This window comes from Streptomyces sp. NBC_01410 (assembly GCF_045040195.1).
GTDB lineage: Bacteria > Actinomycetota > Actinomycetes > Streptomycetales > Streptomycetaceae > Streptomyces.
Genome location: NZ_CP109530.1, coordinates 5,818,175 through 5,845,050 on the forward strand (window position 1 = coordinate 5,818,175; position 26,876 = coordinate 5,845,050).

The window sequence follows — 26,876 nt, forward strand, 5'->3', positions numbered from 1 at the left end:
CGACCCGATGCACGTACTGATCCTCGGCGGGACGACCGAGGCACGGCAGCTCGCGGAAGAGCTCCACACGACCGTACGGACGACCACCTCGCTGGCCGGCCGCGTCGCCACGCCGAGGCTTCCCGCGGGCGACGTCCGTATCGGCGGGTTCGGCGGAGCCGGGGGCCTGGCCCAGTGGCTGCGGGAGCACGACGTGGACGCGCTCATCGACGCCACCCATCCTTTCGCCGGGACGATCAGTTTCAACGCGGCGTCCGCCGCCGCAGAGGCCCATGTTCCCCTGCTGGCCCTGCGCAGGCCCGGCTGGGTCGCGGCCGACGGCGACGACTGGCACCCGGCCGACTCCCTGGAGCAGGCCGCGGCGGTGCTCCCGGCGCTCGGCCGCAGGGTGTTCCTGACGACGGGCCGGATGGGTCTCGCCGCCTTCGCCCACCTGGACAACCTGTGGTTCCTCATGCGTTCCGTGGACGCCCCGGAGGCTCCGTACCCGCCGCGCATGGAGGTGCTGCTCGACCGCGGCCCCTTCACCCTCGACGGTGAGCGCGATCTGCTGCGCCGTCACCGCATCGACGTCCTGGTCACCAAGGACAGCGGAGGGGCCGCCACCGCACCCAAGCTCACCGCCGCCCGTGAGGTGGGGCTGCCGGTCGTGGTGGTCCGGCGGCCCCCGGTCCCCGAGGGCGTCCCGGTGGCGGCCTCACCGGACGAGGCCGCCGCGTGGCTGGCTCAGCTCTCCGCCTGGGGGCTCTCGGGATAGCGGCGCGGCGTCCAGACGATCTCCTCGCCGTCTCCGCGCCGTACGACCCGCGTCTGCGAGGAGCCGACGATCAGGATCGTCCGCATGTCCACCTCGGCCGGATCGAGATCGCCGAGACGCACGATCCGTACGCTCTCCTGCGCCCCGCCGACATCGCGGCCGAGCACCACCGGCGTGTCCGCGGAGCGGTGTTCGAGCAGCAGGTCACGGGCCTTGCCGACCTGCCAGGTCCGGCTGCGCGAGCCGGGGTTGTAGAGCGCGAGCACCAGATCGGCCGCCGCGGCGGCGCGCAGCCGTTCCGCGATGACCTCCCAGGGCTTGAGCCGGTCGGAGAGCGAGAGGGTCGCGTAGTCGTGGCCGAGCGGGGCGCCCGCGCGGGCCGCGGCCGCGTTGGCGGCGGTCAGCCCCGGCAGCACCCGCACCGGCACGTCCTTGTAGGCGTCCTGCGACGCCGCCTCCAGCACGGCGGTGGCCATCGCGAAGACACCCGGGTCGCCGCCGGACACGACGGCCACCCGCCTGCCGCGCCGGGCCAGATCGAGGGCGAACTCGGCGCGCTCGGCCTCCACCTTGTTGTCGGAGCCGTGGCGCAGCTGGCCCGGGCGTACCGGCACCCGGTCCAGATAGGTGGTGTAGCCGACCAGATCGTCCGCGGCGGCCAGCGCCCCACGCGTCTCGGGCGTGAGCCACAGAGGCCCCGCGGGACCGGTGCCGACCACGACGACCTCGCCCAGCTCCCGTACCACCGCGGGCGCGTCGACACGGCTCGGCAGCACGGCGACCGAGAAGTACGGCACCGACTCGGGTTCCACGTCCGCCAGGTGGCCCGTGCGCTCGCCCGCCATGGTGGCGCGCTCGACATAGCGGGCCTCGTCCAGCCGCCCGGAGCGCTCGATCGCCCGCCGTACCGTGGGGAAGGTGCGGCCCAGCTTCATCACGACCGCGCAGTCCGTCGAGGCGAGACGCGCGGTCAGCTCCTCCTCGGGCAGCGTGCCGGGCAGGATCGTCAGCACCTCCTCGCCCTCGGCCAGCGGTGTTCCGAGCCGCGCGGCCGCGGCGCTCACCGAAGTCACCCCGGGTATCACCTCGGTCGGATAGCGGTCCGCGAGGCGCTTGTGCATGTGCATGTACGAGCCGTAGAAGAGCGGGTCGCCCTCCGCCAGCACGGCGACCGTGCGGCCCGCGTCGAGATGCGCGGCCAGCCGGGCGGCGGCCTCGGTGTAGAACTCCTCCATCGCGCCCCGGTAGCCGCCGGGATGGTCGGTGGTCTCCGTGGTGACGGGATAGACCAGCGCCTCCTCGATGTGGTCGGCGCGCAGATGCTTCGCCGCGATGGAGCGCGCGATGGACCGGCCGTGCCGGGCGCTGTGGTACGCGACCACATCGGCCTCGGCGATGACTTCGACGGCACGTACGGTCATCAGGGACGGATCGCCGGGCCCGAGCCCCACTCCGTACAGTCGGCCTGTGGCGTTGACGTTGCTCACTCTTCCTCGCTCGCGATCGCGTTGAGCGCGGCCGCGGCCATGGCGCTGCCGCCGCGGCGTCCCCGTACCACCAAGTGCTCAAGACCCGAGGGGTGTTCGGCAAGCGCGTCCTTGGACTCGGCCGCGCCGATGAAACCGACCGGCACCCCGATGACCGCGGCTGGGCGAGGGGCGCCCTCCTCGATCATCTCCAGCAGCCGGAAGAGCGCGGTCGGCGCATTGCCGACGGCCACCACCGCGCCCTCCATCCGCTCGCGCCACAACTCAAGTGCCGCGGCGCTACGGGTGGTTCCGAGCTTCGCCGCGAGGCCGGGGACCGACGGGTCGGACAGGGTGCACACCACGTCGTTTCCGGCGGGCAGCCGCTTACGGGTCACCCCGCTGGCGACCATGGCGACATCGCACAGAATCGGCGCCCCGCCGCGCAGGGCCTCGCGGGCGCGGGCCACCACGTCCGGAGTGAACGAGAGATCGCGTACCAGGTCGACCATGCCGCAGGCGTGGATCATCCGGACCGCGACCTGGCTGACATCGGCGGGCAGCCCCGCGAGATCCGCTTCCGCGCGGATGGTGGCAAAGGACTGGCGGTAGATCGCCGCGCCGTCCTTCTCGTAGTCGAACACTGTGCTCTCGCTCATTTCGTCAACGCGTCACGGCGCTCGTGCGCGCAGCCGCCACGATGGCGGCGAGTTCGGAAGGGGGCATGCCGGTGCACGGCTCGTCCCCGTGTACGGAGACGTCGTAGCCGTCGGCGGTCGCGACGACGTCCACCCAGTCGCCGTGCGGATGGCCGCAACGGCGTTCGCAGCCGGACCAGTACACGGGCAGGCTCGAAGGACCTGCGCCGAGCGCCTTCGCCGCGTCCGCCCGCACGTCGGCGAGGGACTTGGCGCAGCCGGGCCGGCCGATGCACGCGCCGACGCCGAGCCAGGGGGAGGCGGGGGAGGTGATGAGCCCGGCCGATGCGAGGGCGGCGGCGGCCTCGACCCCGGGGAGGATTACGCCGCGCCAAGGGGTCAGCCGCAGTTCGCCGTTGCCGTCGTGCTCGGCCACGGTGGCCAGTTCGTGCCACTGGGCGGCGGTGAGCACGCCGAGCGGCGCGACGACGGACAGTGCGGTGGTACGCCCGTCGGGGTCCCTGACCGCGCCCGGCGGGGGCGGATCGCCGACCGTCGTGGGAGGCACCGTCACGAGCGTGCAGGAGATCCCGTCCGCCGCCAGGCGCGAGGCCACCTCGGTCGTCAACTCGGCGGTGCCGCCGGGCAGTTCACTCACCCGCCAGCAGCGGGTGCCGCTGCCCTGCGCGGCATCCAGGAAAGCCTCGGCGGCCAGCAGCGCGGCACGCGGCGCGTCTTCACCGCGTACGGACACACTCGCGTCGTCCGAACCCAGCCGGAGCACCGCATCCGCTGCGCCGACCGCCTGCACGGTCACGTCCGCACCCAGCGCCACCACATCCCCGCGGCCGTCGTCGAACGCGAACAGAAAACGCCCCGACAGCCCGGTCGCCGCCTCGCTCGCGCACAGCAGCCGGTCCAACTCCCGTGCCCAGGGCCGCACATCGGCCGCGCCTCGCCCGTCGAGCCCGGAGAGCGGGGAGGCGACGACATTGCGCACCCGCTCGTGCCGGGGCGAGGGCAGCAGACCCGCCGAGCCGAGCACATCGGCCAGCTCCCCGCCGCAGCCCTCGCCGAGGCCGCGCAGCTGTACATTGCCGCGCGAGGTGAGGTGCAGCGAACCGTCGCCGAGCCGCTGTGCCGCATCCCACAGCGCCAGCGCCTGGCCGGTGGTCAGCGTGCCCGCAGGAATCCGCACCCGGGCCAGCGCGCCGTCGTCCGCCGTGTGGAGGCGCAGCGTGCCGGGGCAGGCGTCACCACGGTCACGGCTCGGGGGTATCGCCCCGGCGTCGCGGGGGCCTGGGGCGGTCGGCATGGCGGCGAGCATACCCACCGCCCTTGCCACCTCACTCCCGCCCACCTGCGCCGATCATCACATCCGCCGCACGCCGCCCAGCCGCCTCCCGAGCCCTACTATGCTCAGGCGACGGGCCGGCCGGCCCGTCATCGCCTGCGACGGCGACATGGAGGAAGCCCGGTGCGAATCCGGCGCGGTCCCGCCACTGTGAGCCCGGTCCACACCGGGTGAGCCAGGAACTCCTGCCGTCCACACCGCCCGGGGCGCGGACACCCCGAGGAAGGCCTGCGCACGCATGCTTCTGCTGCTGTCGACCTCCGACACCGACCTGCTCAGTGCCCGCGCGGCCGGAGGCCCGGTCGCGTACCGGTTCGCCAACCCCTCGCGGCTCGACCTCAGCGAGCTCCCCGCCCTGCTGGACGGCGTGGACCTGGTCGTCGTACGGCTCCTCGGCGGCGTACGCGCCTGGCAGGACGGGCTCGACCTGCTGCACGAGGCCGGGCTCCCGGTCGTCGTCCTCACCGGTGAACAGGCCCCCGACGCCCAGCTGATGGAGGCGTCCACCGTCCCCGTCGGCATCGCGGCCGAGGCACACGCCTACCTGGCCCACGGCGGCCCCGCCAACCTGGAGCAGCTGGCCCGCTTCCTCTGCGACACGGTGCTCCTCACCGGCCACGGCTTCGAGTCACCGGCCCCCGCACCGACATGGGGCCCGCTGGAGCGCACCGCGCGGGAGACCGACGGCCCGACCGTGGCCGTGCTCTACTACCGCGCCCACCACATGAGCGGCAACACCGCCTTCGTCGACGCTCTGTGCACGGCGATCGAGGACGCAGGCGGCCGTCCCCTCCCGCTGTACGTCGCCTCCCTGCGCGCCCCGGAACCCGAGCTGATCGACGCGCTCGGCGCCGCCGACGCCATCGTCACCACCGTCCTCGCGGCGGGCGGCACCCGGCCCGCCGAGGCATCGGCGGGCGGCGACGACGAGTCGTGGGACGCGGGCGCCCTGAGCGGCCTGGACGTGCCGATCCTCCAGGCGCTCTGCCTGACCGGTTCGCGCAGCACGTGGGAGGAGAGCGACGAGGGCGTCTCGCCGCTGGACGCGGCCAGCCAGATCGCGGTCCCCGAGTTCGACGGCCGCCTGATCACCGTGCCGTTCTCCTTCAAGGAGATCGACGCGGACGGCCTTCCGGCGTACGAGGCCGACCCCGAGCGGGCCGCACGGGTCGCCGGAATCGCCGTACGCCATGCGCGCCTGCGGCACATCCCCGCCGCCGACAAGCGCCTCGCGCTCGTGCTCTCCGCGTACCCGACGAAGCACTCGCGGATCGGCAACGCGGTCGGCCTGGACACCCCCGCGTCCGCGGTGGCCCTCCTGCGCCGACTGCAGGCGGAGGGCTACGACTTCGGTACGGAGCCCGTCCCCGGCCTCGCCTCCGGCGACGGCGACGAGCTGATCTACGCCCTGATCGAGGCGGGCGGCCACGACCAGGACTGGCTGACCGAGGAGCAGTTGGCGCGCAATCCGGTCCGTATCCCGGCGGCGGACTACAAGCGCTGGTACGCGACGCTGCCGCAGGAACTGCGCTCCGCCGTCGAGCAGCACTGGGGCCCGCCGCCCGGCGAGATGTTCCTCGACCGCAGCCGCAATCCCGAGGGCGACATCGTCCTCGCGGCCCTGCGCCACAAGAACCTCCTCATCCTCATCCAGCCCCCGCGGGGCTTCGGCGAGAACCCGATCGCGATCTACCACGACCCCGATCTGCCGCCCTCGCACCACTACCTGGCCGCCTACCGCTGGATCGCCGCGTCCGCCGACGACGGCGGCTTCGGCGCCGACGCGATGATCCACCTCGGCAAGCACGGCAACCTGGAATGGCTGCCCGGCAAGAACGCCGGCCTGTCCGCCGCCTGCGGACCAGACGCCGCGCTCGGCGACCTCCCGCTGATCTATCCCTTCCTGGTCAACGACCCGGGCGAGGGCACGCAGGCCAAGCGCCGCGTCCACGCCACACTCGTCGACCACCTCGTCCCGCCAATGGCACGCGCCGACTCCTACGGCGACATCGCGCGACTGGAACAACTCCTCGACGAATACGCCGCGATCTCCTCCATGGACCCGGCCAAACTCCCCGCCATCCGCGCCCAGATCTGGACCCTCATCCAGGCGGCCAGGCTCGACCACGACCTCGGTCTCGAAGACCGCCCGGACGACGACGGCTTCGACGACTTCCTGCTCCATGTCGACGGCTGGCTGTGCGAGGTCAAGGACGCCCAGATCCGCGACGGCCTCCATGTCCTGGGCTCGCCGCCCGCGGGCGCCGACCGCGTCAACCTGGTTCTCGCGATCCTCCGGGCGCGCCAGATCTGGGGCGGGACGTCGTCGCTGCCGGGCCTGCGGGAGGCGCTGGGCCTGGACGAGTCGGCGGCCACCCGCACGACCGCGGACGCGGCCGAGGAGAAGGCGCGCGAGCTGGTGCAGGCGATGGAGGACGCCGGGTGGGACCCCGATGCGGTCCCCGCCGGGCACGGCCCCGAGGTCGCGGCCATCCTGGACTTCGCCTCCCGCGAGGTCGTCCCCCGCCTCGCCGCCACCACCGCCGAACTCGATCATGCCGTCCACGCGTTGAACGGCGGCTTCGTCCCGGCGGGCCCCTCCGGCTCCCCGCTGCGCGGCCTGGTCAACGTCCTGCCGACGGGACGCAACTTCTACTCGGTGGACCCGAAGGCGGTCCCCTCCCGTCTCGCGTGGGAGACGGGCCAGGCCCTGGCGGACTCGCTGCTGGAGCGCTACCGCACCGACAACGGCGACTGGCCGCCGTCGGTCGGCCTGTCCCTGTGGGGCACGAGCGCGATGCGCACCAGCGGCGACGATGTCGCGGAGGCGCTCGCCCTGCTCGGTATCCGGCCGGTCTGGGACGACGCCTCGCGCCGCGTCACGGGTCTGGAGCCCATCCCGCTCGCCGAGCTCGGCCGTCCCCGCATCGACGTCACGCTGCGCATATCCGGCTTCTTCCGCGACGCCTTCCCGCACACGATCGGCCTGCTCGACGACGCGGTCCGCCTGGCCGCGTCCCTCGACGAGCCCGCCGACCAGAACTTCGTCCGCGCCCACACCCAGGCCGACCTGGCGGACCACGGCGACGAACGCCGCGCCACGACCCGTATCTTCGGCTCCCGACCCGGCACCTACGGCGCGGGTCTCCTCCAGCTGATCGACTCCCGCGACTGGCGCACCGACGCCGACCTCGCCGAGGTCTACACGGTCTGGGGCGGCTACGCCTACGGCCGCGAACTCGACGGCCGGCCGGCCCGCGCCGAGATGGAGACCGCGTACCAGCGCATCACCGTCGCGGCGAAGAACACCGACACCCGCGAACACGACATCGCGGACTCCGACGACTACTTCCAGTACCACGGCGGCATGGTCGCCACCGTGCGTGCCCTGCGCGGCACGGCCCCCGAGGCGTACATCGGCGACTCCACCCGCCCCGAGACGGTCCGCACCCGCACCCTGGTCGAGGAGACCTCCCGCGTCTTCCGCGCCCGCGTCGTCAACCCCAAGTGGATCGAGGCGATGCGCCGCCACGGCTACAAGGGCGCCTTCGAACTCGCCGCGACGGTGGACTACCTGTTCGGCTACGACGCGACGACGGGCGTGATCGCCGACTGGATGTACGACAAGCTCACGGAGACCTACGTCCTCGACCCGGTGAACCGGGAGTTCCTCCAGCAGGCCAACCCCTGGGCCCTGCACGGCATCGCGGAACGCCTCCTGGAGGCCGAGTCGCGCGGCATGTGGGCCAAGCCCGATCCGTCGGTGCTCGCCGCGCTGCGCCAGGTCTTCCTGGAGACGGAGGGCGAGCTGGAGGGCGAGGACTGACCGACAGCAGGACCGCGGGCCCCTGGACACGACACGTCCGGGGGCCTTCGTCATGTCCCGGGGGAGTCCGCACAGCGTCGGCGGGGGCCGCGCAGCGTCACCACGGACTTGATCACGATTACCTTGAGTTCCCCAGAGCTTCCCATTCATTTTCCCTCCGTTCGGCCTTCACCTCGTGGTGCACACAAGCCGCACACAAACCAGCGACTGTCAGTGCGCTGGGGGTGGGGGTTTCGGCCTGTGGCGGAAACGCATGGATGGCTGGGGGTGGTTTTGATGGTTCGGCCGCGGTTTTTGTACGTAGTGCGCGCATCGCAGCAGAGACCGGACGGCGAGGAGAAGCCGGTCGGGTGGCGTCTGGTCGGCGCGAACAACCGTGAACTCGGACGCAGCGCCGAGGCGTTCGGTGGCCTCGCGGAGTGCCAGGCAGCGGTCGTTCAGCTCCGGGAGAAGGTGGCGGCGGCCCGTGTACTGCTGACCATGCCGGACGCGGCGAGCAGCTGGACCTGGCGCCTGGAGATCGAGGGGCGGGCCGTGGCGGTGTCCGGCCGGCGTTATCTGCGCCAGCGGGAGTGCCAGTACAACCTCAGCCAGTTCCTGGTCGCTGTCCCCGTGGCCCAACTGGCCGTCGGGGTCACGAACCGGCCCCGGCCCCGTGCTCTGCCTCCGCGCGGACCTCAGCGGTCCAGATCTACGCGAGCAGAGCAGGAAGACGAAGGCCACGCCCGGCCGTACGCCGGCGTCCGGGCCGGGGCGGGTGCGCGATGACAGTAGCGATGCTCGAACGCCCGGAGGCCGAACCGGATCCCGTGGACGCGCCGCGGGCCGTGCGCGGCGGGGGCGAGCCGACGGACCGTCTCTTCCGTGGGGCCGCACGCGGCAGCGGAGCCATCGTGCTGGCCATCATGCTGCTGGTCGGTGTCTTCCTCACTTATCGCGCCGCGCAGGCGCTCGACGTCGCCAAGGGCTCGTTCCTCACCACCTCCGCGTGGGAGCCGGACGCCCACCGCTTCGGAATCGCGGCGGTGATCACCGGCACCGTGCTCATCGGCCTGGTGGCGATCAGCATCGCCGTGCCGCTGGCGATCGGCACCGCGCTGTACATCTCGGAGTACGCGCCGCGGCGTCTGAAGCGGACGTTCATCTCCCTGGTGGACCTCATGGCCGCCGTGCCGAGTGTGGTGTACGGGCTGTGGGGCGCGTTCTTCCTCCAGGGCCATGTGGTCGGGCTCTCCCGCTGGATCGCGACGTACTTCTCCTGGATCCCCCTCTTCAAGGTCGACGGGAGCGATCCGCACGACCCGCTGGAGACGGCCACCGTCTACACGTCCTCCACCTTCATCGCGGGCATCGTCGTCGCCCTCATGGTCACGCCGATCGCCTGCTCGGTGATGCGGGAGACCTTCTCGCAGGCGCCTCCGGGCGAACGCGAGGGCGCGTTCGCGCTCGGCGCCACCCGGTGGGGGATGATCCGCTCGGTCGTGCTGCCGTTCGGCTGGGGCGGAGTGATCGGCGGCACCATGCTCGGTCTGGGCCGGGCTCTCGGCGAGACCATCGCCGTCTACATGATCATCTCGCCGGTCTTCGCCGTACAGCCGCACATCCTGCAGAACGGCTCCAATTCCGTCTCGGCGCTGATCGCGCTGCGCTACGGATCCGCGAGCGCCTTCGGCATGTCGGCGCTGATGGCCGCGGGACTCGCCCTGTTCCTGATGACCCTTGTCGTGAACTTCATAGCGTCCTCGATCGCGGCCCGCAGCCGCTCGGGCAGCGGGACGGAGGCCTGAGATGACCGAACTCCTCAAGGAACGGCCGGCGCAGACGGTGCGGCCCGGCGCCGAAGGGCCGGACGAATCCCCGGAAGTGCGCCGCAACACCTCGTCGTTGCATGCCACGGATCTGCTCGCGCTCGCGGGCGCCGCGGTGGGCGCCCTCGCGCTGACGGCTCTCCTGTTCACCTGGATCGCGCCGTTCGACTCGATTCTCGGCTTCGTCGTCGTCGCCTACGTGCTGTTCCTCGTCGTCTACGCCGTGCTCGTCTCCTTCGACGAGAACGGCGTGACGGTACGGGACAAGGTCGCCGCGGTGCTGTGGCAGAGCCTCGCCATGCTGCTGCTCGCGGCGCTGGTCCTGGTGGTGGTGTACACCCTGTGGCGCGGCAAGTCCGCTCTGGTGCACCTCAACTTCTTCACCGAGGACATGTCGCGCACCGGTCCGCTGCAGCCGCTCACCGACGGCGGCGTCCTGCACGCGATCATCGGCACGCTGGAGCAGATCGCCATTTCGCTGGCGATCACCGTGCCGCTCGGGCTCGCCTGCGCGGTGTTCCTCAACGAAGTGCCGGGCCGCTACGCCCGGTTCGTACGGACCATCGTCGAGGCGATGACCGCGCTGCCGTCGATCGTGGCCGGCCTGTTCATCTACGCCACGGTGATCCTCATCCTCGGTGTCGACAAGTCCGGGTCCGCCGCCGCCCTGGCACTGAGCGTGATGATGCTCCCCATCATCATCCGCGCCTCGGACGTGGTCATCCGGCTGGTGCCGGGCTCGCTGCGCGAGGCTTCCTACGCGCTGGGCGCGAGCCAGTGGCGCACGGTGTGGACCGTGGTGCTGCCCACCGCACGCTCCGGCCTCACGACCGCGGTGATCCTGGGCACCGCCCGCGGCATCGGCGAAACCTCACCGGTGCTGCTCACCTCCGGCTTCACCGCCGACCTGAACACCAACGCGCTCAGCGGTCCACAGGTCTCGCTGCCGCTGGCGACCTTCCAGCTGGTGAGTTCCCCCCAACCCAGCCTGATCGCCCGCGGTTTCGGTTCCGCGGCCCTCCTGATGGCTCTGGTGCTGCTGCTGTTCATCGTGGCCCGGGTGGTCGGCGGGCGCGGTCCCGGCGAGCTGACCCGCAACCAGCAGCACCGGCGCGTGCTGGCCTCGCGCCGGGACGCCGAGCGCATGAGCAGGCGCGCCCGGCTCGTGCCGCAAGTGGCCGCGGTGGCCGGGGGTTTCCCGAATCCCGCACCGGGCGCGGTGCCCCACCCGGCGCCGGACGCCGGTCCGCCCGGCGTGTGGGACGACGCGCCGGACCACCGGTCCGGCACCGAGCCGGACGCCCGGCCCGGTGCCCCAGGCAGCCCCTCCGGCTGAGACCCGTCGAGCCCGCACGGCTCCCAACCCGCCCCGCGGGTTCCGCACCGCTCCGTACCGACCCAACCGACCAGGAGTCACCTGCCATGCCCGGATCGCCTCCGGCACGCTCCGCACGCCTCCGTCTGAGAGCCGTGACCGCCCTCGCCTGCTTGGCCGTCCTCCTGTTCGGCGTCGCGCTGCCGGGTGCCGAGCCCGCGGCCGCGGCGTCGTACGTCCCGATCTCCGGTGCCGGATCCACCTGGAGCCAGAACGCGCTCGACCAGTGGCGGGCCAACGTCAAGCAGTACGGCATGACGGTGAACTACAACGGCACCGGGTCCTCCGACGGCCGCAACCAGTTCCGCAACGGCACCGTCGACTACGGCGTCTCCGAGATCCCGTACGGCATCAAGGACTCGGGCGTCGTCGACCCGCCGCCCTCCCGTAAGTACGCCTACATGCCGATCGTGGCCGGCGGCACCTCCTTCATGTACAACCTCACGATCGGCAACAAGCGGGTGACCAACCTCCGGCTGTCCGGAGAGGTCATCGCCAAGATGTTCACCGGGCAGATCAAGACCTGGAACGACCCGGCGATCAAGGCCGACAACCCCGCGCTCGCCTCGGCGCTGCCCGCCCGCAGGGTCGTCCCGGTGGTGCGCTCCGACGGCTCGGGCACCACCGCGCAGTTCACCACCTGGATGAGCAAGCAGTACACCTCGCTGTGGGACGCCTACTGCCGCCGGGCGGGCCGCACCGCGCCCTGCGGCGCGACGTCCAACTACCCGCTCGTACCGGGCAGCGGCTTCGTCGGCCAGTCCGGCTCGAACGGTGTGTCCGGCTATGTCGCCCAGGGCGGCAACGTCGGCACGATCACCTATGTCGAGTACTCGTACGCGGTGTACACGACCGGGTTCCCGGTGGCGAAGGTGCTCAACGCGGCCGGGTACTACACAGAGCCGACCGCGAAGAACGTCGCGGTCGCCCTCACCAAGGCCCGGATCAACGAGAACAGCTCATCGCCGGGCTATCTGACGCAGATCCTCGACGACGTCTACAACGACCGGGACGCGCGCGCCTATCCGCTCTCCAGCTACAGCTACATGGTCGTCCCGACCGCACTCGAGTCGAACTTCAACACCCAGAAGGGCAAGACCCTCGGCGCCTTCGCGTACTACTTCCTCTGCCAGGGGCAGCAGCACGTGGACAACCTCGGCTACTCGCCACTGCCGATCAACCTCGTGCAGGCCGGGCTGAAGCAGGTCCGCAGGATCCCCGGTGTCGACGTCGAGAAGATCAACATCAAGGACTGCCACAACCCCACCTTCTCCAGCGACGGCAGCAACACCCTGGCCAAGACGGCCCCTTATCCGCCCGCCTGTGACAAGAAGGGCGCGGCCCAGTGCTCGACCGGCACGGGCGGCGCCAAGACCCCGACCACGGTCAACGGCAACGGCTCGGGATCCTCCGGCGGTTCGTCCGGGTCCGCCCAGGGCACCACGGGCTCCGGCGGAGGCGGCCCCGGCGGGTCGGCATCGGGCGCGGGCGGCAAGGGCACGGCCGGGTCGTCGGCCGGCACCGCGACCGGCGCAGGCGGCCCGTCCGCGGGCCCCGGGGCCACGATCGACCCGGACACCGGGCAGGTCGTCGGGGCCAACGGCGGGGCGGCCGGCGGCGGCAGCGGTGACGCGTTCGCCGTCCCCGTCACGACGGCCACGAGCATCGGCGGCGGCATGCGGACCGCTCTGATGGTGGTGGCGGGCGTACTGCTGATCGTGGTGACGGTCGGACCTCCGCTGCTGAACAGGCGCCTGAAGCGGAGTACGTCATGATCGCAGCGCTCCGCCGCTTCCTGCGGACGACGTCCGTCGTCGCGCTCGTCCTGCTCACCGCGGTGATCTGTGCCGCCGCCGTGACCATGGCCTCCCGGCCGGCCGACGCCGCCGACCAGAGGTCCGCGGTGACCGTCTCCGGACGGGGTCCGTACGCGAACCTGAAGGTGACCGTCAGCCAGACCCGGAACCTGGTCAACCAGGTGGTGAAGGTCTCCTGGAAGGGCGGCGCACCCACGGTCTCGGACACCACGTACGCGGCCAACTACCTGCAGATCATGCAGTGCTGGGGGGACAGCCCCGACAAGTGCCAGTTCGGCGGCTCGTCCGCGCAGGACACGGCCGGCACCGCCGGTGCGTACACCAACACCCGGCAGCTGACCTACGGCGGACTGAAGGACCCGGACCAGACGCTCCCGCCGCCGACCAGCACCGGTATCTCGTACGTCCCGTTCAAGTCGGCGACCGGCGATGTGATCACGAAGGGGAACTGGAACGAGTTCTACGACGTGAACACCACGAACGAGACCCCTTACGCCCGCAGCGGCCCCGACGGCAAGGGCGAGGTGTACTTCGAGGCCCAGACGGCCCTGGAGGCACCCGGTCTGGGCTGCGGCGAGGTGGCGGCCGGTGCCTCGAACGCGACGGCCGGCCGGCCCTGCTGGCTGGTCATCGTGCCGCGCGGCGAGAGCGAGGTGGACGGCAGCTCGTACCACTCCCAGCCGAGCGGGCTCCTTCAGTCCTCGCCGCTCACCGCGAGCAACTGGAAGCACCGGCTCGTCGTGCCGCTCGGGTTCGAGCCGATGGGCAGTTTCTGCCCGATCGGCGCCGACGAGCGCAGCACCCTCGGCCACGAGATCGCCGCCGAGGCCATCGCCCGCTGGCAGCCCGCCCTGTGCCAGTCGGCGAGCAAGACGATCTACGGCTACGCCCAGGTGACCGACGACACCGCCCGGGCCAAGCTGGTCTCCGGCAAGCCCGGCCTGGTCTTCCTCGGCCGCCCGGCCACCGCCGGCCAGGTGCCGTCCGGCCGGCGTCCCGTCTATGCGCCCATGACGCTGTCCGGGCTGACCATCGGCTTCTTCGTCGAGAGCCAGGCCGGTTTCAACGCACCGGGTGCGGTCACGGCGCGCAACGGAACACGGCTGACCGGACTCAATCTCACCCCGAGGCTGGTCGCCAAGCTGCTCACCGAGTCGTACCAGGACGGCAATTCGCGCCTCGCGCCGAGCACCGCCGAGAATCCGTTCAACCTGGCCCGCGACCCGGAGTTCATCAAGTACAACCCGGACTACAAGGACCTCGAATTCCGCGGCAGCCTCGGCGACGTGCTCGTACCCGAGGCGATCTCCGACGCGGCGTGGGAGCTGTGGAGCTGGTTGGACAAGGACCCGGCCGCCCGGGAGTTCCTGAGCGGCACCGCCGACAATCAGGGGCGGTACGGCAGTCGGGACTTCTCCGGGATGAAGGTCAACCCGCGCTACCGGAACGTCGAACTGCCGAGGAACGAGTTCCCGAAGAGCGACCCGTTCTGCCAGGAGTTCCCGAACAACCCGGGCCAGCCGCCGCTGTGCATCCAGGACAAGCATCCGTACGCCTCCGACATGCACACCGCCGCCCGCGCCGCCGCCCGCGGCGACACCCTGGCCCGCGCGAGCTGGGACAACACCAGTACGCCGCCCGGCTACAAGAAGACCCCGCCGCAGACCGCCGGCAAGCGCGCCGTCCTCGCCCTGACAGACACCGCGACGGCCGCCCGCTACGGGCTGGTGACCGCGAAGCTCCAGAACGCAGCGGGCCGGTTCGTGGGCCCCGACACCGCCGGTCTGCTCGCGGGCCAGGCGGCGATGAAGCCCAGCGGGGTCACGGGAGTTGTGAGCCCGAACCCGGCCACGAAGGCTGCGAACGCCTACCCGCTCACCCTGCTCACCTACGCCGCGACCGTGCCCGAGCAGCTGACCAAGAAGGAGGGCCAGGACTACGCGGCCTTCCTGAAGTACGCGGTAGGCAATGGGCAGCGGCCGGGTGTCTCGGCCGGAACCCTCCCGGAGGGGTACGCCCCGCTGCCGGGGAGCGTGCGTGCCGTGGCGCGTGCCGCTGCCGACGCCATCGCGTCCCGGGCCGGCACCTCGCCGTCCACTTCCGGCCCCGGAGGTGACACCGGCGGCGCCGGCACGGGCTCGTCCGGCGGCGGCACCGCAGGCGGTGGCGGGGGTGACGCGAGCGGCGGTGGCGGCGGCCAGGCCGCCGGTGGGCCGAGTCCGGCCGGGACCAAGGCGTCCCCGAACGCGACCACGAAGCCGTCCGGATCGCCGTCCGCCGCGGCAGCCGCGGCCTCCGACGAACCGATCATCCGCACTCCGGCCTGGGCGCTCGGTGCCGTGCGCTACGCCCTGCTGATCGCGCTCATCGTCGGGCTCGCCGCCGCGGTCAGCGGCCCCCTCCTGCCGAGGGTGCTGCCGCGGCTGTCGGCAGGTCTGTCGGCCTGGCGCGCCGGGGTCAACAAGCGCGGCAGCGAAGGGAGGTGATGCCCGGACTCGAACCAGCGACAGGTCCGCGCCAACGAACTGTCTGAACGCCGCGCCGGGCACCACCGGCGCAAGCCTATCCGAGAGGTAACGCACGTGAACAAGAGGAAGATAGCCCTCGCCGCTGTCGGCATCACCGGTCTCCTCACCGGTACCGTCTGTGCGAGCCAGGCCGTCGCCGACCCGTCCGGGCCGCCGCCCTACCGCCAGCTGTCCGGTGTCGGCTCCGACACCACGCAGGACGTGATGAACGGCCTGGCCAACGCCATCACCATCGGCGGCCAGAAGGTCATCGGCTCGTACGACGCCACCGGCTCGGCCCAGATCACCACCAAGGACCCCGCCACCACCCCGGGCTGCACCGTCAACCGCCCGAACGGGTCGGGCGCCGGACGCACCGCCCTGCTGAACTCCCTGCAGGCGGCCAACGGCTGTCTGGACTTCTCGCGCTCCTCCAGCCTGAACCTGGGCGCCGCGAACCCGGGACTGACCTATGTCCCGTTCGCCGTGGACGCGGTGAGCTACTCGATCACGCCCACCAGCACGGTGCCGCGCAAGCTCTCCCTGGCCGACCTGAAGGCCATCTACCACTGCGACCCCAACTATGTGGGCACCGCTCCCAACTTCAGCCTCACGGTGTACCTGCCGCAGGCGGGCTCGGGTACGCGTAGCTTCTGGGAGTCCACGATGGGGATCACCGACGCCGACGTGGTCGCAGGCGTCTACCCCTGCATCAAGGACACCAAGGCCGGCGCCCCCGTCCAGGAGCACGACGGCCGTGTCCTCGACGACAAGTCGATCGTCCCGTTCTCCATCGCGCAGTACAACTCGCAGGCGACGCAGACCATCGCCGACCTCCGCGGCCGCGCGATCCTCGGCACCATCGACAACCTCGCGCCGAACACGCTCAACAGCAACTTCGGTGTGAAGCGCGACGTCTACAACGTCATCCCGACCAGCAAGATCGGGACGGCGCCGTGGAGCACCGTCTTCGTCGGCTCGAACGCTCTGATCTGCCAGCAGCCGACCGTGATCAACACCTACGGCTTCGCGACCAACGCGAACTGCGGCGACACCAGCAAGCAGACCCCCTGACGCAGCCGCAGCACCTGCGTAGTTACTCAACCCCCCATGCCTGATTCATCGCTTTCGCCACTTTCGAATCCTTCAAAGAAGGAGAGCACGACTGTGTGGAAGAACACCCTCTCGCGAACCCTGGCGGGCGGTCTCGCGAGCCTGGTCGCCGTGCTTGCAGGCGGCCTGATCCTGGCTCCGTCGGCGCACGCCGCCGACATCGGCACCGCAGTGATCACCCCGGCGACCGGCTCCGACGTCTCCAGCATGACGCTGACGACGTCCGGCCCCTGCCCGGCCAACGCCACCAACGTCATTGTCTCGGTGACCGGTTCGGGCTTCCCGGCCGGCGGCCAGAACGTGGTCGGCAACTCGCCGATCAGCACCTACGGATCGACGGCGGACGGCGGGCTCATCATCCCGCTCTCCCAGACGATGCGTGACTACGCCAACACGGCGGGCTTCACCAACCTGACCGGCAAATACAGCTTCCAGGTCACCTGCCGGACAGCCTTCAACGGCACCAGCCTCGGTGACTTCCCGGCGGCGGTCTGGTTCACGTCCAACACGGCGTACCAGAACACCGACCCGGCCGTGAAGACCGACACCACCACCTCCCTCGCGGTGTCCCCGGCCAGCCCGGTCACCGCGGGTACTCCCGTGACGCTGACCGCGACCGTCGGCCCGGCCGGCGCCGCGGGCACCGTGCAGTTCAAGGACAACGGCGCCGCGCTGGGCAACCCGGTGAACGTCTCCGGCGGCCAGGCCGCGCTCACCACGAGCAGCCTGGGCGCGGGCAGTCACTCGCTGACGGCCGCCTTCACGCCGAGCAGCACCGCCTACAACGCGTCCGCGTCCGCCGCGGTCGCGTACACGGTCAACACCGCTCCGGCGACCGCGACCACGACCGCGCTGGCCGTATCGCCGGCCGGCACCGCGGCCCAGTTCAGCCCGGTCAGCATGTCGGCCACGGTGGCGCCCGCCTCGGCGGCCGGTTCCGTGAAGTTCCAGGACACCGTGGGCGGTACCACCACCACGCTGGCCACGGTGCCGGTCGCCGCCGGTCAGGCCGCCTACACCACGAGCAGCCTGGGCGCGGGTGACCACTCCTTCTCGGCGGTCTTCGTCCCGACGAACCCGGCCGCGTACCTCGGCTCCGACTCCGGTGCCGTTCCGTACGTGATCGGCGCCTTCGCCGGTGTCACCGCCTCCCAGGACATCACCACCACAGTCGAAGCCGGTGCGCTCGTCATCAGCGTCGACAACCCGCATGTCACCCTGCCTTCCCCGGTGCTCAACGCCAACGGTGACCTGCTGTCCACGACGGGCGCGATCAACCCGGTCACGCTCACCGACACACGCGCCGGTAACCCGGGCTGGTCCGTCAGCGGCCAGCTGACCGACTTCTCCGACGGCGGTACGCACCTGATCAACGGTCAGAACCTCGGCTGGACGCCGAAGCTGATCGACAAGGGCGCCTCTCAGACCGTCACGCCGGGTGCTGCCGTCGCGGCCGCCAACGGTGTCGCCCCCGCGGACGCGGGCACGGCCGGACTCAAGTCCTCCCGTTCCCTCGCCAACGGAACCGGCCTGGGCACCGCCCACGTCGGGGCGGACCTGGCTCTCAACGCGCCCACCTCGACCGTGGCCGGCACCTACACCGCCACGCTCACCCTGACGGCCATCTGACCCACCCGGATGGTCACGGGGCGGCGGCACTGCCCCCCAGGTAAGCCGCCCCGGGCCGGGGCGGGCAGCGATGCCCGCCCCGGCCGCCCACCCACCCCGCTCCACCCGTCCCGCGCCCGAACGGACGACCCGACATGATCACGACCTCAGCCCGCCGCATCGCCGCCGTCCTGGCCGCATGCCTTCTCGCCGTCCTCCCGGCCGCAGCCGGAACCGCGTCGGCCGCCACCCCGGTTCCGGCCACCCGGCCCGGCGACGGCGGACAGGGGCGTACGACCTTCGGTGTCCAGCCGTCGGCCGCGAAGAAGCCCGACGCGCGGCCCCACTTCTCGTACGGGGCGACCCCCGGCGCCGTCGTCAAGGACCACATCGCCGTCCACAACTACGGCAAGAAGCCGCTCACCCTGCGCGTGTACGCCGGCGACGCCTTCACCACCGCCGACGGCGGCTTCGACCTGTTCGCGGCGAACCACAAGGCCACCGACGTGGGCTCCTGGGTGAAGCTCGGCAAGAACGTGCTGAGCGTGCCCGGCCGGTCCCATGTCATCGTGCCCTTCACCCTGACCGTCCCGCAGAAGGTGACCCCCGGGGACCACACCGGCGGCATCGTCGCCTCGCTGTCGGCGGTACGCACGGACAAGAAGGGCAGCAAGGTCGCCGTCGACCAGCGGGTCGGCGCGCGGATCTATCTGCGGGTGGCCGGGGAGCTCAAGCCCCGTCTCACCGTCGAGGGCCTGGACACGGCCTACCACGGCACGGCCAACCCCTTCGGCACGGGCTCCGCGACCGTCACATACACCGTGCGCAACACCGGCAATGTCCGGCTGGCGGCCCGTCAGGCGGTGCGCGTACGCGATCTGTTCGGAGGCAGTGGGAAGGTGGCGGCTCCTCGTGACATCCCCGAGCTGCTGCCCGGCGCCGCCGTGAAGATCACGGCTTCGGCCACGGGCGTCCTCCCGGCCATGCGCGACACCACCACGGTCACCGTCGACCCCAGGCCCGTACGCGGCGACATCAAGCACCGCGTACTGCCGCGCGTCACGCGGGTCGAGGTGTTCTGGGCCGTGCCGTGGGCGATGCTGGTCGTGCTGCTGGTCGCCGCCGGAGCCTTGACGCTCCTGCTCGTACGCAGGCGTCGGCGGCGCGGCGCGGGCACGAGCGCACCGGAGCCGCGCCCCGCCGCGGCCAGGTCGAAGCAGGCCGTCGGCCTCGCGGCGATCCTGCTCACCGCCGGAGCGGTCGTCGCGGGGACACCCGCCGATGCCCGGGCGGCGGAGTCCGGAGGACTCGCGGTCAGCCCCGCGCGGGGGAGCGACGCCCAGCCCATCACGCTCAGTTCCGCCGTGCCCTGCCCCGCGAAGACCGCCAACGTCATCGCCCGCGTCACCGGAGCGGGATTCCCCCGCGAGGGCCAGATCGTCGTCGGCAACGCCCCGCTCGCCACGTATCCGAAGGTGCCCGGCGGCGGCCTGTCGATCCCGCTCACGTACACGATGCGGGACTACGCCAGCACGGCCGGCTTCACCACACTGCGCGGCACCTACACCTTCACGGTCAGCTGCCTCAAGGGCGCATTCGACCTGACGAGTCTGCGGGACTTCACGGGGTCCCTGCGGTTCACCGCGAAAGACGCGTACGTGGACGGTACGCGGGTCGCGGTCAAGGCTCCGGACGCCAAGGCGCCGGGGCAATCAGAGCAGCCCGTACCGCCGACCGTGTCGGGGGGCGGTACGGGCGCGGAAACAGGGAGCGCGGCGGGCGCCGGGGCAGGGGCGCCTTCCGCGCCCGCGAACGGGTCCGCGAACGGGTCCGCCGCACCCGCGGGTGCGCCCGCCGCGGCGGAAGCCGCTGCCCAGGACTCCAACACCTCGCTCGTCGCCTGGTCGGTGGCCGGTTTCGCCGCCGCCCTGCTGGCACTCCTCATGGGTGCGGCTCACTGGGTGCGCGGACGCCGGGCGCGTGCCGCGGAGCCCGAGCCGGGCGACTGAACACCACCACCGTCCATACCTCTTGAACCATCAGTCACAGGGAGAGAACACCGTGTCCATCACAACCAAGTCCCGCACCTTGATATCCCGGCCGGCCGCCGTCCTGCTCGGATCGCTGATCGCGGCGACCGGCGCGGCCGGGGTGCTCACCGCGACCGCCGCGCACGCCGAGGTCGTCGGTACGGCCGAGGTGTCCCCGGCCACCGGCACGGACACCAGCGGGATTTCGCTGACCACGTCGAAGGCGTGCCCGGACGCGGCCACGAACCTCATCGTCGCGGTGAAGGGCTCGGGCTTCCCGGCCGAGGGCCAGAACGTGGTCGGCAACTCGCCGCTCAGCACCTACGGATCGACGGCGGACGGCGGGCTCATCATCCCGCTCTCCCAGACGATGCGTGACTACGCCAACACGGCGGGGTTCACCACGCTGAAGGGCCGTTACGACTTCACGGTGACCTGCCGCACCGCCTTCAACGGCACCAGCCTCGGCGACTTCACCGCGCCGATCTGGTTCACCTCCAACACCGCGTACCGCAACACCGACCCCGCCGGGCCGACGGCCACGCCGTCCTCCACGGCGCCCACCAGCACCGGCTCACCGTCGCCCACGGGGACCGCCTCTCCCACCGACACCGCGTCTCCGACGGACACCGCGTCGCCCACCGACACGGCGCTGCCGACCGACACCGCGTCGCCCACCGACACGGCGCTGCCGACCGACACCGCCGCCCCGACGGACACCGCGACCCCGGGCGGCGGCTCCCAGGGCATCTCCACCGACGTCAGCGGCGGCGGTTCGGGCGGCGGCAAGGGATCCCTTGCGGCCACCGGCACCGACATCGCGATGGCCGGCGTGGCTTCGGCCCTGCTCGTGGCGGCGGGCATCACGGTCGTGCGGCGCACCCGCGGGCGCGAGGAATTCCCCGGCACCGACACCCAGAACGTCTGAGGCGGAGACAGACCATGAGGTTCTCAACCGCACGCCGGCCGCTGTCGGTCGCGCTCGCATCGCTCCTCACCGCCGGAGCGCTCGCGCTCGGCACCACCGGAGCCAGGGCCGATGTCCTCGGCTCGATGGAGGTGACCCCGGCCACCGGTACGGACACCAGCGGGGTCACGCTGACCACCGCCGGGCCGTGCCCGGCCGAGGCCACCAACCTCATTGTCTCCGTGGCCGGTTCGGGATTCCCGGCCGAGGGTCAGATCGTGGTGAGCAACTCACCGATCGAGACATACGGCTCAACGGGCACCGGCGGCATCGTGGTGCCGCTGACGCAGACGATGCGTGACTACGCCAGTACGGCGGGCTTCACCACGCTGCAGGGGCGCTACGACTTCACGCTGACCTGCCGGGCCGCCTTCGGTTCGACGACGTACGGCGATTTCACCGCCCCCATGTGGTTCACGTCCAACACCGCCTACCAGAGCACCGCTCCCGCCGCCGCGACCACGACCACCCTCGCGACGGCTCCGGTGAGCCCGGTCGTCCAGGGCACAGCCGTGAAGCTGACGGCGACGGTGGCCCCGGCCGAGGCGGCCGGTTCGGTACGTTTCCTGGACGGGGCGGCCCAACTCGGCACCCCCGTCGCGGTGTCCGCGGGCGTGGCCACCCTGACCACCACCGCTCTGGCCGTCGGCACCCACGCGCTGAAGGCGGAGTTCACACCGTCCGACCCGGCGGCGTACGGCTCTTCGTCCTCTGCGGCCCTGTCGTACACGGTCAAGATCAAGCCCCCGGCCATCACGACGCCCGCGAAGGTGACCGGCACCCTCAAGGTCGGCTATACGGCCACCTGCACCGTGGCCTTCAGCGGCGCGACGTCGATCAAGTACCTCTGGCTCCGCGACGGCGCAGTGATCACTGGTGCCATCGCGCGCACCCGCCCCCTCGTCGCGGCCGACTACAACCACAAGACCGCCTGCCGGGCGATGGCGGCCAACAGCACCGGCAGTACCACCTCGACCAGCCCGGCCGTGACCGTGGCCGCGGGCCCGGCGCTGAAGAACGTGACGAGGCCCTCGATCACCGGCACCGCCAGGGTGGGCTACCGGCAGACCGCGAGGCCGGGGACGTGGACCCCCGCGGCCACCACGTACAGCTACACCTGGAAGCGCGACGGGCGGACGATCACCGGTGCGACCCGCGTGACGTACTACCCGACCAGGGCCGACCGCGGCCACCTGCTCACCGTCACCATCACGGCCAAGCGCCCCGGATACGCCTGGGGTTACGCCACCTCAGTGTCACGGAGGATCGGATGACGGCACCGGTTGCCCCGGCCGACGCCGTGACCGCGGACGGCGCTCCCGTCCGCGGCACATCACCCGGCGGCCCCGCGCCGTCCGGCCGGCCGGCCGCCGGGCCCCGACTGCGCGTCGTCAGCGCGGCGTTGAGCATCCTCGCCGCGCTGCTGCTCGGATTCGTCGTCGACGTCACTCTCGTAGGCGACCTCCGGCACGCCCGCGACCGACAGGTCGACTACGCCGGCTTCCGCTCCGAACTGGCCAATGGCGTCGCGCCCATCGGCCGGTCCCCGGGCGGCGGCCTGGCGCCGGCGCCCGGGGATCCGGTCGCTCTCCTCGACATCCCCGTACTCCAGCTGCGCGAAGTCGTCCGCGAGGGAACCACGGCGCACGACCTGGCCCGTGGGGCGGGCCACCGCCGGGACACCACCCTGCCCGGCCAGGCCGGAGTCAGCGTCATCATGGGCCGCCAGGCGACCTACGGGGGGCCCTTCCGGCGCCTGGAGGACCTGACCGCCGGGGACAGGTTCACCGTGACGACGGGCCAGGGGAAGCACACGTACAGGGTCATCGGCCCGCGCCGGGAGGGCGACCCCCAGCCACCGGCCCTCACCGGCGGCCGGGGCCGCCTCACCCTCATCACCGCCGACGGCACGCCGTTCATGCCCCGCGGCATTCTGCGGGTGGACGCGGACCTGGTCTCGGACGTCCAGGCCGCGCCGGCGCCCGCCGTACCGTCCGGCGCCCTGCCGGAGGACGAGAAGCCGATGGCTGTGCAGCAGACCGCCTGGCTGCCGCTCGTGCTGTGGGGCCAGGGGCTGGTGCTGGCGGCCGCGGCCGTCGCCTGGGCACACGCCCGCTGGGGTCGGCGGCACACCTGGGTGGTGGGCGTGCCACTGCTCGGCGCCCTCGGCCTGGCCGTCGCCGACCAGGCCGCGCTGCTCCTCCCCAACCTGCTGTGATCGCGCCTTCTGTGATCGAACCCTCTGTGATCGGGCTTCCGTGATCGAGTCTCCGCCGAACAAGGACGTGCCGTGAGCGACCAGACCACCCAGACCGAGACCACCCTCCCGCTTCCGGCGCCGGTCGACGGCTTCGGGAGCGCCGGGAGCACCGGCGCGACCGGGACGACCGGAGCGACAGGCGCGACGGGGGCGACCCTTGAGGCCCGCCGGATCTCGGCCTGGTTCAGCGACCACAAAGTCCTCGACCGCGTATCGCTGACCATGCCGACGAGCCTGGTCACGGCCCTCATCGGCCCCTCCGGATGCGGCAAGTCGACCTTCCTGCGCATCCTCAACCGCATGCACGAACTCGTCCCGTCCGCCTCGCTGGCGGGCGAGGTGCTGGTCGACGGCCAGGACATCTACGCGGCCGGCCAGCGCCTGACCGAGGCGCGCCGCCGCGTCGGCATGGTGTTCCAGAAGCCGAATCCCTTCCCGGCGATGTCGATCTACGACAACGTCACCGCGGGGCTGAAACTCACCGGCGTCCGCCTCGGCGGCGGCGCCAAGGACGACCTCGTCGAGGAGTGCCTGACCAAGGCAGGCCTGTGGAAGGAGGTCCGCACCCGGCTGCGCCAGCCCGGCGGAGCACTCTCCGGCGGCCAGCAGCAACGCCTGTGCATCGCCCGCTCGTTGGCGATCCGTCCCAAGGTGCTCCTGATGGACGAGCCCTGCTCGGCGCTCGACCCCACCTCCACCCGCCGCATCGAGGAGACCATCCGCGAGCTGGTCCACGAGGTCACGATCGTGATCGTCACCCACAACATGCAGCAGGCGGCGCGCGTCTCCGACCAGTGCGCCTTCTTCCTCGCCGAACAGGGCACCCCGGGCGTGATCGTCGAACACGGCCCCACGCCCGCGATGTTCTCCGCACCCTCGGACCCGCGGACGGCGGACTATGTGGAGGGCCGCTTCGGTTAAGGTCCTGTCCGGCCGATCTTGCCGGGCTCGCGTGCCCTGGCACGCACATCTGCTGCGTTGTCGTCAGTCGCCGACGCTCCGCGTGGGCTCCTTCCTCCGCCTTGCAGCTGCACGCACCAGACCCCGCTCACTGATCCGGCCTGATCGACCGGACAGGACCTAACCCCGCGTACGCGCCAGAGGCGTCATCCCATCTCGACGGGAGCGCGCACCAGCGAGCCGTACTCGGTCCAGGAGCCGTCGTAGTTCTTGACGTCCGGATAGCCGAGCAGTTCGTGGAGCGCGAACCAGGTGTGCGAGGAGCGCTCTCCGATACGGCAGTAGGCGATGATCTCGCGGTCGGACGTGATGCCCTGGCGCGCGTACAGCTCCTTGAGCTCATCGGCCGACTTGAACGTCCCGTCGTCGTTGGCAGCCTGCGCCCAGGGGACGTTGGCCGCGCCGGGGATGTGTCCGGGGACCTGCGCCTGCTCCTGCGGCAGATGCACAGGCGCCAGCCTCTCGCCCCGGTACTCCTCCGGGGAGCGTACGTCGACCATCCGGGCGGAACTCCCCAGGCTGTCCAGCACTTCGGCGCGAAGGGCGCGGAACTGCGGGTTCTCCTGTCCCGTCACCGCGAAGCCGGTGCGCGGACGGTCCATGACCTCCTGGGTCAGCTCGCGGGCTTCCAGCTCCCACTTCTTGCGGCCGCCGTCGAGCAGCTTCACCCTGTTGAAGCCGCGCAGCCGCAGGATCCAGTAGGCGTACGCCGCGAACCAGTTGTTGTTGCCCCCGTACAGCACCACGGTGGTGTCGTCCTCCACCCCGGCCCTGCCAAGGAGCTGCCCGAGCGCTTCGCGGTCCACATAGTCGCGGCCGACGGCGGCGTGCAGGTCCCTGGCCCAGTTCCAGCCGACGGCGCCGGGAATATGGCCCTGCTCGTATGCGGAAGTGTCCTCGTCCACGTCGATGACGCGTACCGTCCCGTCGTCGAGGTGGGCGGCAAGCCACTCGGTGTCCACCAGTGTCTCGGGGTGGGCGTAGCCGCTGCTGCCCATGGTCTTCTCCCTTCTCTCCGTGCTCTCCGTGTTCTCAGGCCTGTGGCATCAGGTCCCCCACCCCGCCGCTGATCACCGCGGTCACGGGGATGCCGACCCGGTCGAGCAGACTCGCAGCGATGGTCGCCCGGCGGCCGCTCCCGCAGACCGTCCAGATCTCGCCATCCCTCGGCATCTCACCGAGCCGCCGCGGCAGTTCGGCGAGAGGCACGGCGAGCGTGCCCGGAATTCCGCCCTCGGGGCGGTCCGGCCGTACGTCGAGCACCCGCCGTTCGGCGATGTGTCCCGCCAGTTCGGCCACGTCCGCGGTACGGAAGGAACGCACCGGGCGGCCGGCGGCCTGCCAGGCGTCCACGCCACCCGCCAGATATCCCGCGACGTTCTCGTATCCGATCCGCAGCAGCTGCATCATCGCCTCGTCGGCCGCCTCCTCCTCCGGCTCCGGCAGCACCAGCGCAAGGCGCGCGCCGAACGGAACCACCTCGCCGACCAGGCTCGCGAAGCGGTCGTCCAGCTCGTCGCAGAGGGACCCGGGCAGATGGGCCGCGGCGAAGCTTCTGCGGTCGCGGCCGTCGACGAGCTGCGCACCGCCCCCGACCAGCCCCTCCACCATGCCCGGCGTGAGCGGCCGCAGCTCGGGCCGCCCACCGAGCACTTCGGGACCTGCCCGGTTGATCGGCGCCATATAGCGGTAGTACGCGGGATACGGCGGCAGCCCCGACAGCCGCTCGACGATGAACCTCTCCTCGTTCTGGATGGCCAGCGTCGGGTTGCTGCGCCGCTCGGCGCCCACGGTGGTCGTCCGGCTCCCGGACACCGGTCCGGCCGCGCAGGAGCTGCCCGCTCCGTGCGTCGGCAGCACGCGGGTGGCGTCCGGCAGCAGCGAAAGCCGCCTCAGCGAACGGAACTGCGCCCGGGCCAGCTCCTCCGTACGGTCGTCACCGGAGAGGTCGGTACGGCCCGCGCTGCCGACGAGCAGGCTGCCTCCGGTGAAGACGGCCGTCGGCGCCATGCGAGGGTCGTCGAACACGAGGTACGAGGTGTGCTCCGCCGTGTGCCCGGGCGTCTCCATCGCCCGCACGGTCGCGCCACCGACGACGATCTCGTCGTCCTCGGCCAGCGGCAGATGATCAAACGCGTACGGCGCACGGGCCGGCCCCGCCACCGTGGCTCCGGTCGCCGCGCGGACCTCCAGGGCACCGGAGACGTAGTCGTTGTGCACGTGCGTCTCCAGGACGTACCGGATGCGCACCCCCCTGGACGTACAGGACTCCATCAGTTCCCAGCTGTCCCGCTGGGGGTCGACCAGCGCGGCCTCGTCGCCGCTGACGAGGAGGTAGCTGCTGTCACCGAGCGACGCGGTGGTCATGATCTCGATAGCGCTCATACCGT

At 71.7% G+C, this 26,876-nt stretch carries 19 protein-coding genes and 1 riboswitch; of the genes, 14 read left to right on the forward strand and 5 right to left on the reverse strand.

Annotation, left to right across the window (positions count from 1 at the left end; all coding sequences use genetic code 11):
* The first annotated feature begins 7 nt into the window (after window positions 1-7).
* A complete protein-coding gene (locus tag OG741_RS26935) occupies window positions 8-757 on the forward strand; it encodes a cobalt-precorrin-6A reductase (protein ID WP_405602062.1) in 750 nt (249 codons plus the stop codon).
* Here OG741_RS26935 and OG741_RS26940 read toward each other — a convergent pair.
* From OG741_RS26940 to cobG, 3 genes are read right to left on the reverse strand one after another with little or no spacing between them, the layout of a single operon-like run.
* Window positions 727-2,244, reverse strand: coding sequence for a precorrin-2 C(20)-methyltransferase (locus tag OG741_RS26940; protein ID WP_405602064.1), 1,518 nt, complete (start codon window positions 2,242-2,244; stop codon window positions 727-729). The genes OG741_RS26935 and OG741_RS26940 overlap by 31 nt on opposite strands.
* A complete protein-coding gene (locus OG741_RS26945; RefSeq protein WP_405605797.1) occupies window positions 2,241-2,867 on the reverse strand; it encodes a precorrin-8X methylmutase in 627 nt (208 codons plus the stop codon). Before OG741_RS26945 ends, OG741_RS26940 begins: the two co-directional genes overlap by 4 nt.
* Window positions 2,868-2,886: 19 nt before the next feature.
* Window positions 2,887-4,176 (reverse strand): precorrin-3B synthase, encoded by a 1,290-nt coding sequence (gene cobG, locus OG741_RS26950; protein ID WP_405602066.1) that lies wholly within the window; start codon window positions 4,174-4,176, stop codon window positions 2,887-2,889.
* A 131-nt stretch (window positions 4,177-4,307) separates the two neighbouring features.
* Window positions 4,308-4,400: riboswitch (cobalamin riboswitch) on the forward strand.
* A 53-nt stretch (window positions 4,401-4,453) separates the two neighbouring features.
* Between cobG and cobN the strand changes: the two genes are divergently transcribed.
* From cobN to OG741_RS27015, 13 genes are all read left to right on the forward strand, one after another.
* Window positions 4,454-8,041, forward strand: coding sequence for a cobaltochelatase subunit CobN (gene cobN, locus OG741_RS26955; protein WP_405602068.1), 3,588 nt, complete (start codon window positions 4,454-4,456; stop codon window positions 8,039-8,041).
* Window positions 8,042-8,344: 303 nt separating this feature from the next.
* Entirely contained in the window at window positions 8,345-8,809 is a 465-nt protein-coding gene (locus OG741_RS26960; RefSeq protein WP_405602070.1) for a hypothetical protein, read from the forward strand.
* An 8-nt stretch (window positions 8,810-8,817) separates the two neighbouring features.
* Window positions 8,818-9,828, forward strand: coding sequence for a phosphate ABC transporter permease subunit PstC (gene pstC, locus OG741_RS26965; protein ID WP_405602072.1), 1,011 nt, complete (start codon window positions 8,818-8,820; stop codon window positions 9,826-9,828).
* A 1-nt stretch (window position 9,829) separates the two neighbouring features.
* A complete protein-coding gene (pstA, locus tag OG741_RS26970) occupies window positions 9,830-11,185 on the forward strand; it encodes a phosphate ABC transporter permease PstA (protein ID WP_405602073.1) in 1,356 nt (451 codons plus the stop codon).
* A gap of 86 nt (window positions 11,186-11,271) precedes the next feature.
* A complete protein-coding gene (pstS, locus tag OG741_RS26975) occupies window positions 11,272-12,999 on the forward strand; it encodes a phosphate ABC transporter substrate-binding protein PstS (RefSeq protein WP_405602074.1) in 1,728 nt (575 codons plus the stop codon).
* On the forward strand, window positions 12,996-15,527 hold the full coding sequence (locus OG741_RS26980; protein ID WP_405602076.1) for a hypothetical protein: 2,532 nt from the start codon (window positions 12,996-12,998) through the stop codon (window positions 15,525-15,527). Before pstS ends, OG741_RS26980 begins: the two co-directional genes overlap by 4 nt.
* A gap of 96 nt (window positions 15,528-15,623) precedes the next feature.
* Window positions 15,624-16,622, forward strand: a complete 999-nt coding sequence (locus tag OG741_RS26985; protein WP_405602078.1) for a hypothetical protein — start codon at window positions 15,624-15,626, stop codon at window positions 16,620-16,622.
* Between the two features lie 93 nt (window positions 16,623-16,715).
* Window positions 16,716-18,290 (forward strand): Ig-like domain repeat protein, encoded by a 1,575-nt coding sequence (locus tag OG741_RS26990; RefSeq protein ID WP_405602079.1) that lies wholly within the window; start codon window positions 16,716-16,718, stop codon window positions 18,288-18,290.
* A gap of 134 nt (window positions 18,291-18,424) precedes the next feature.
* Window positions 18,425-20,278 carry a WxL protein peptidoglycan domain-containing protein gene (locus OG741_RS26995; RefSeq protein WP_405602081.1) on the forward strand — a complete coding sequence of 618 codons (1,854 nt, stop codon included), beginning with the start codon at window positions 18,425-18,427 and terminating at the stop codon, window positions 20,276-20,278.
* 52 nt (window positions 20,279-20,330) lie between these two features.
* On the forward strand, window positions 20,331-21,227 hold the full coding sequence (locus tag OG741_RS27000) for a hypothetical protein (RefSeq protein WP_405602082.1): 897 nt from the start codon (window positions 20,331-20,333) through the stop codon (window positions 21,225-21,227).
* A gap of 14 nt (window positions 21,228-21,241) precedes the next feature.
* Window positions 21,242-22,540, forward strand: a complete 1,299-nt coding sequence (locus OG741_RS27005; RefSeq protein WP_405602084.1) for an Ig-like domain-containing protein — start codon at window positions 21,242-21,244, stop codon at window positions 22,538-22,540.
* Window positions 22,537-23,484, forward strand: coding sequence for a sortase domain-bontaining protein (locus OG741_RS27010; RefSeq protein WP_405602086.1), 948 nt, complete (start codon window positions 22,537-22,539; stop codon window positions 23,482-23,484). Before OG741_RS27005 ends, OG741_RS27010 begins: the two co-directional genes overlap by 4 nt.
* Window positions 23,485-23,697: 213 nt before the next feature.
* Window positions 23,698-24,447, forward strand: a complete 750-nt coding sequence (locus OG741_RS27015) for a phosphate ABC transporter ATP-binding protein (protein WP_266487730.1) — start codon at window positions 23,698-23,700, stop codon at window positions 24,445-24,447.
* 185 nt (window positions 24,448-24,632) lie between these two features.
* Here the strand turns inward: OG741_RS27015 and OG741_RS27020 are convergent, their stop codons facing one another.
* Both OG741_RS27020 and OG741_RS27025 read right to left on the reverse strand, forming a co-directional pair.
* Window positions 24,633-25,484, reverse strand: coding sequence for a sulfurtransferase (locus OG741_RS27020; RefSeq protein ID WP_405602088.1), 852 nt, complete (start codon window positions 25,482-25,484; stop codon window positions 24,633-24,635).
* Window positions 25,485-25,518: 34 nt separating this feature from the next.
* Window positions 25,519-26,871 (reverse strand): rhodanese-like domain-containing protein, encoded by a 1,353-nt coding sequence (locus tag OG741_RS27025; protein ID WP_405602091.1) that lies wholly within the window; start codon window positions 26,869-26,871, stop codon window positions 25,519-25,521.
* Between the last annotated feature and the right edge of the window lie 5 nt (window positions 26,872-26,876).

Bases quoted from the DNA above. Each gene is read 5' to 3' on its own strand.
- pstC (WP_405602072.1), top strand. From the start codon at position 8,818: ATGCTCGAACGCCCGGAGGCCGAACCGGATCCCGTGGACGCGCCGCGG.
- OG741_RS27020 (WP_405602088.1), bottom strand. From the start codon at position 25,484: ATGGGCAGCAGCGGCTACGCCCACCCCGAGACACTGGTGGACACCGAG.
- OG741_RS27005 (WP_405602084.1), top strand. From the start codon at position 21,242: ATGAGGTTCTCAACCGCACGCCGGCCGCTGTCGGTCGCGCTCGCATCG.
- cobN (WP_405602068.1), top strand. From the start codon at position 4,454: ATGCTTCTGCTGCTGTCGACCTCCGACACCGACCTGCTCAGTGCCCGC.
- OG741_RS26995 (WP_405602081.1), top strand. From the start codon at position 18,425: ATGATCACGACCTCAGCCCGCCGCATCGCCGCCGTCCTGGCCGCATGC.
- cobG (WP_405602066.1), bottom strand. From the start codon at position 4,176: ATGCCGACCGCCCCAGGCCCCCGCGACGCCGGGGCGATACCCCCGAGC.
- OG741_RS26980 (WP_405602076.1), top strand. From the start codon at position 12,996: ATGATCGCAGCGCTCCGCCGCTTCCTGCGGACGACGTCCGTCGTCGCG.
- pstA (WP_405602073.1), top strand. From the start codon at position 9,830: ATGACCGAACTCCTCAAGGAACGGCCGGCGCAGACGGTGCGGCCCGGC.
- OG741_RS27010 (WP_405602086.1), top strand. From the start codon at position 22,537: ATGACGGCACCGGTTGCCCCGGCCGACGCCGTGACCGCGGACGGCGCT.
- OG741_RS27025 (WP_405602091.1), bottom strand. From the start codon at position 26,871: ATGAGCGCTATCGAGATCATGACCACCGCGTCGCTCGGTGACAGCAGC.
- pstS (WP_405602074.1), top strand. From the start codon at position 11,272: ATGCCCGGATCGCCTCCGGCACGCTCCGCACGCCTCCGTCTGAGAGCC.
- OG741_RS26935 (WP_405602062.1), top strand. From the start codon at position 8: ATGCACGTACTGATCCTCGGCGGGACGACCGAGGCACGGCAGCTCGCG.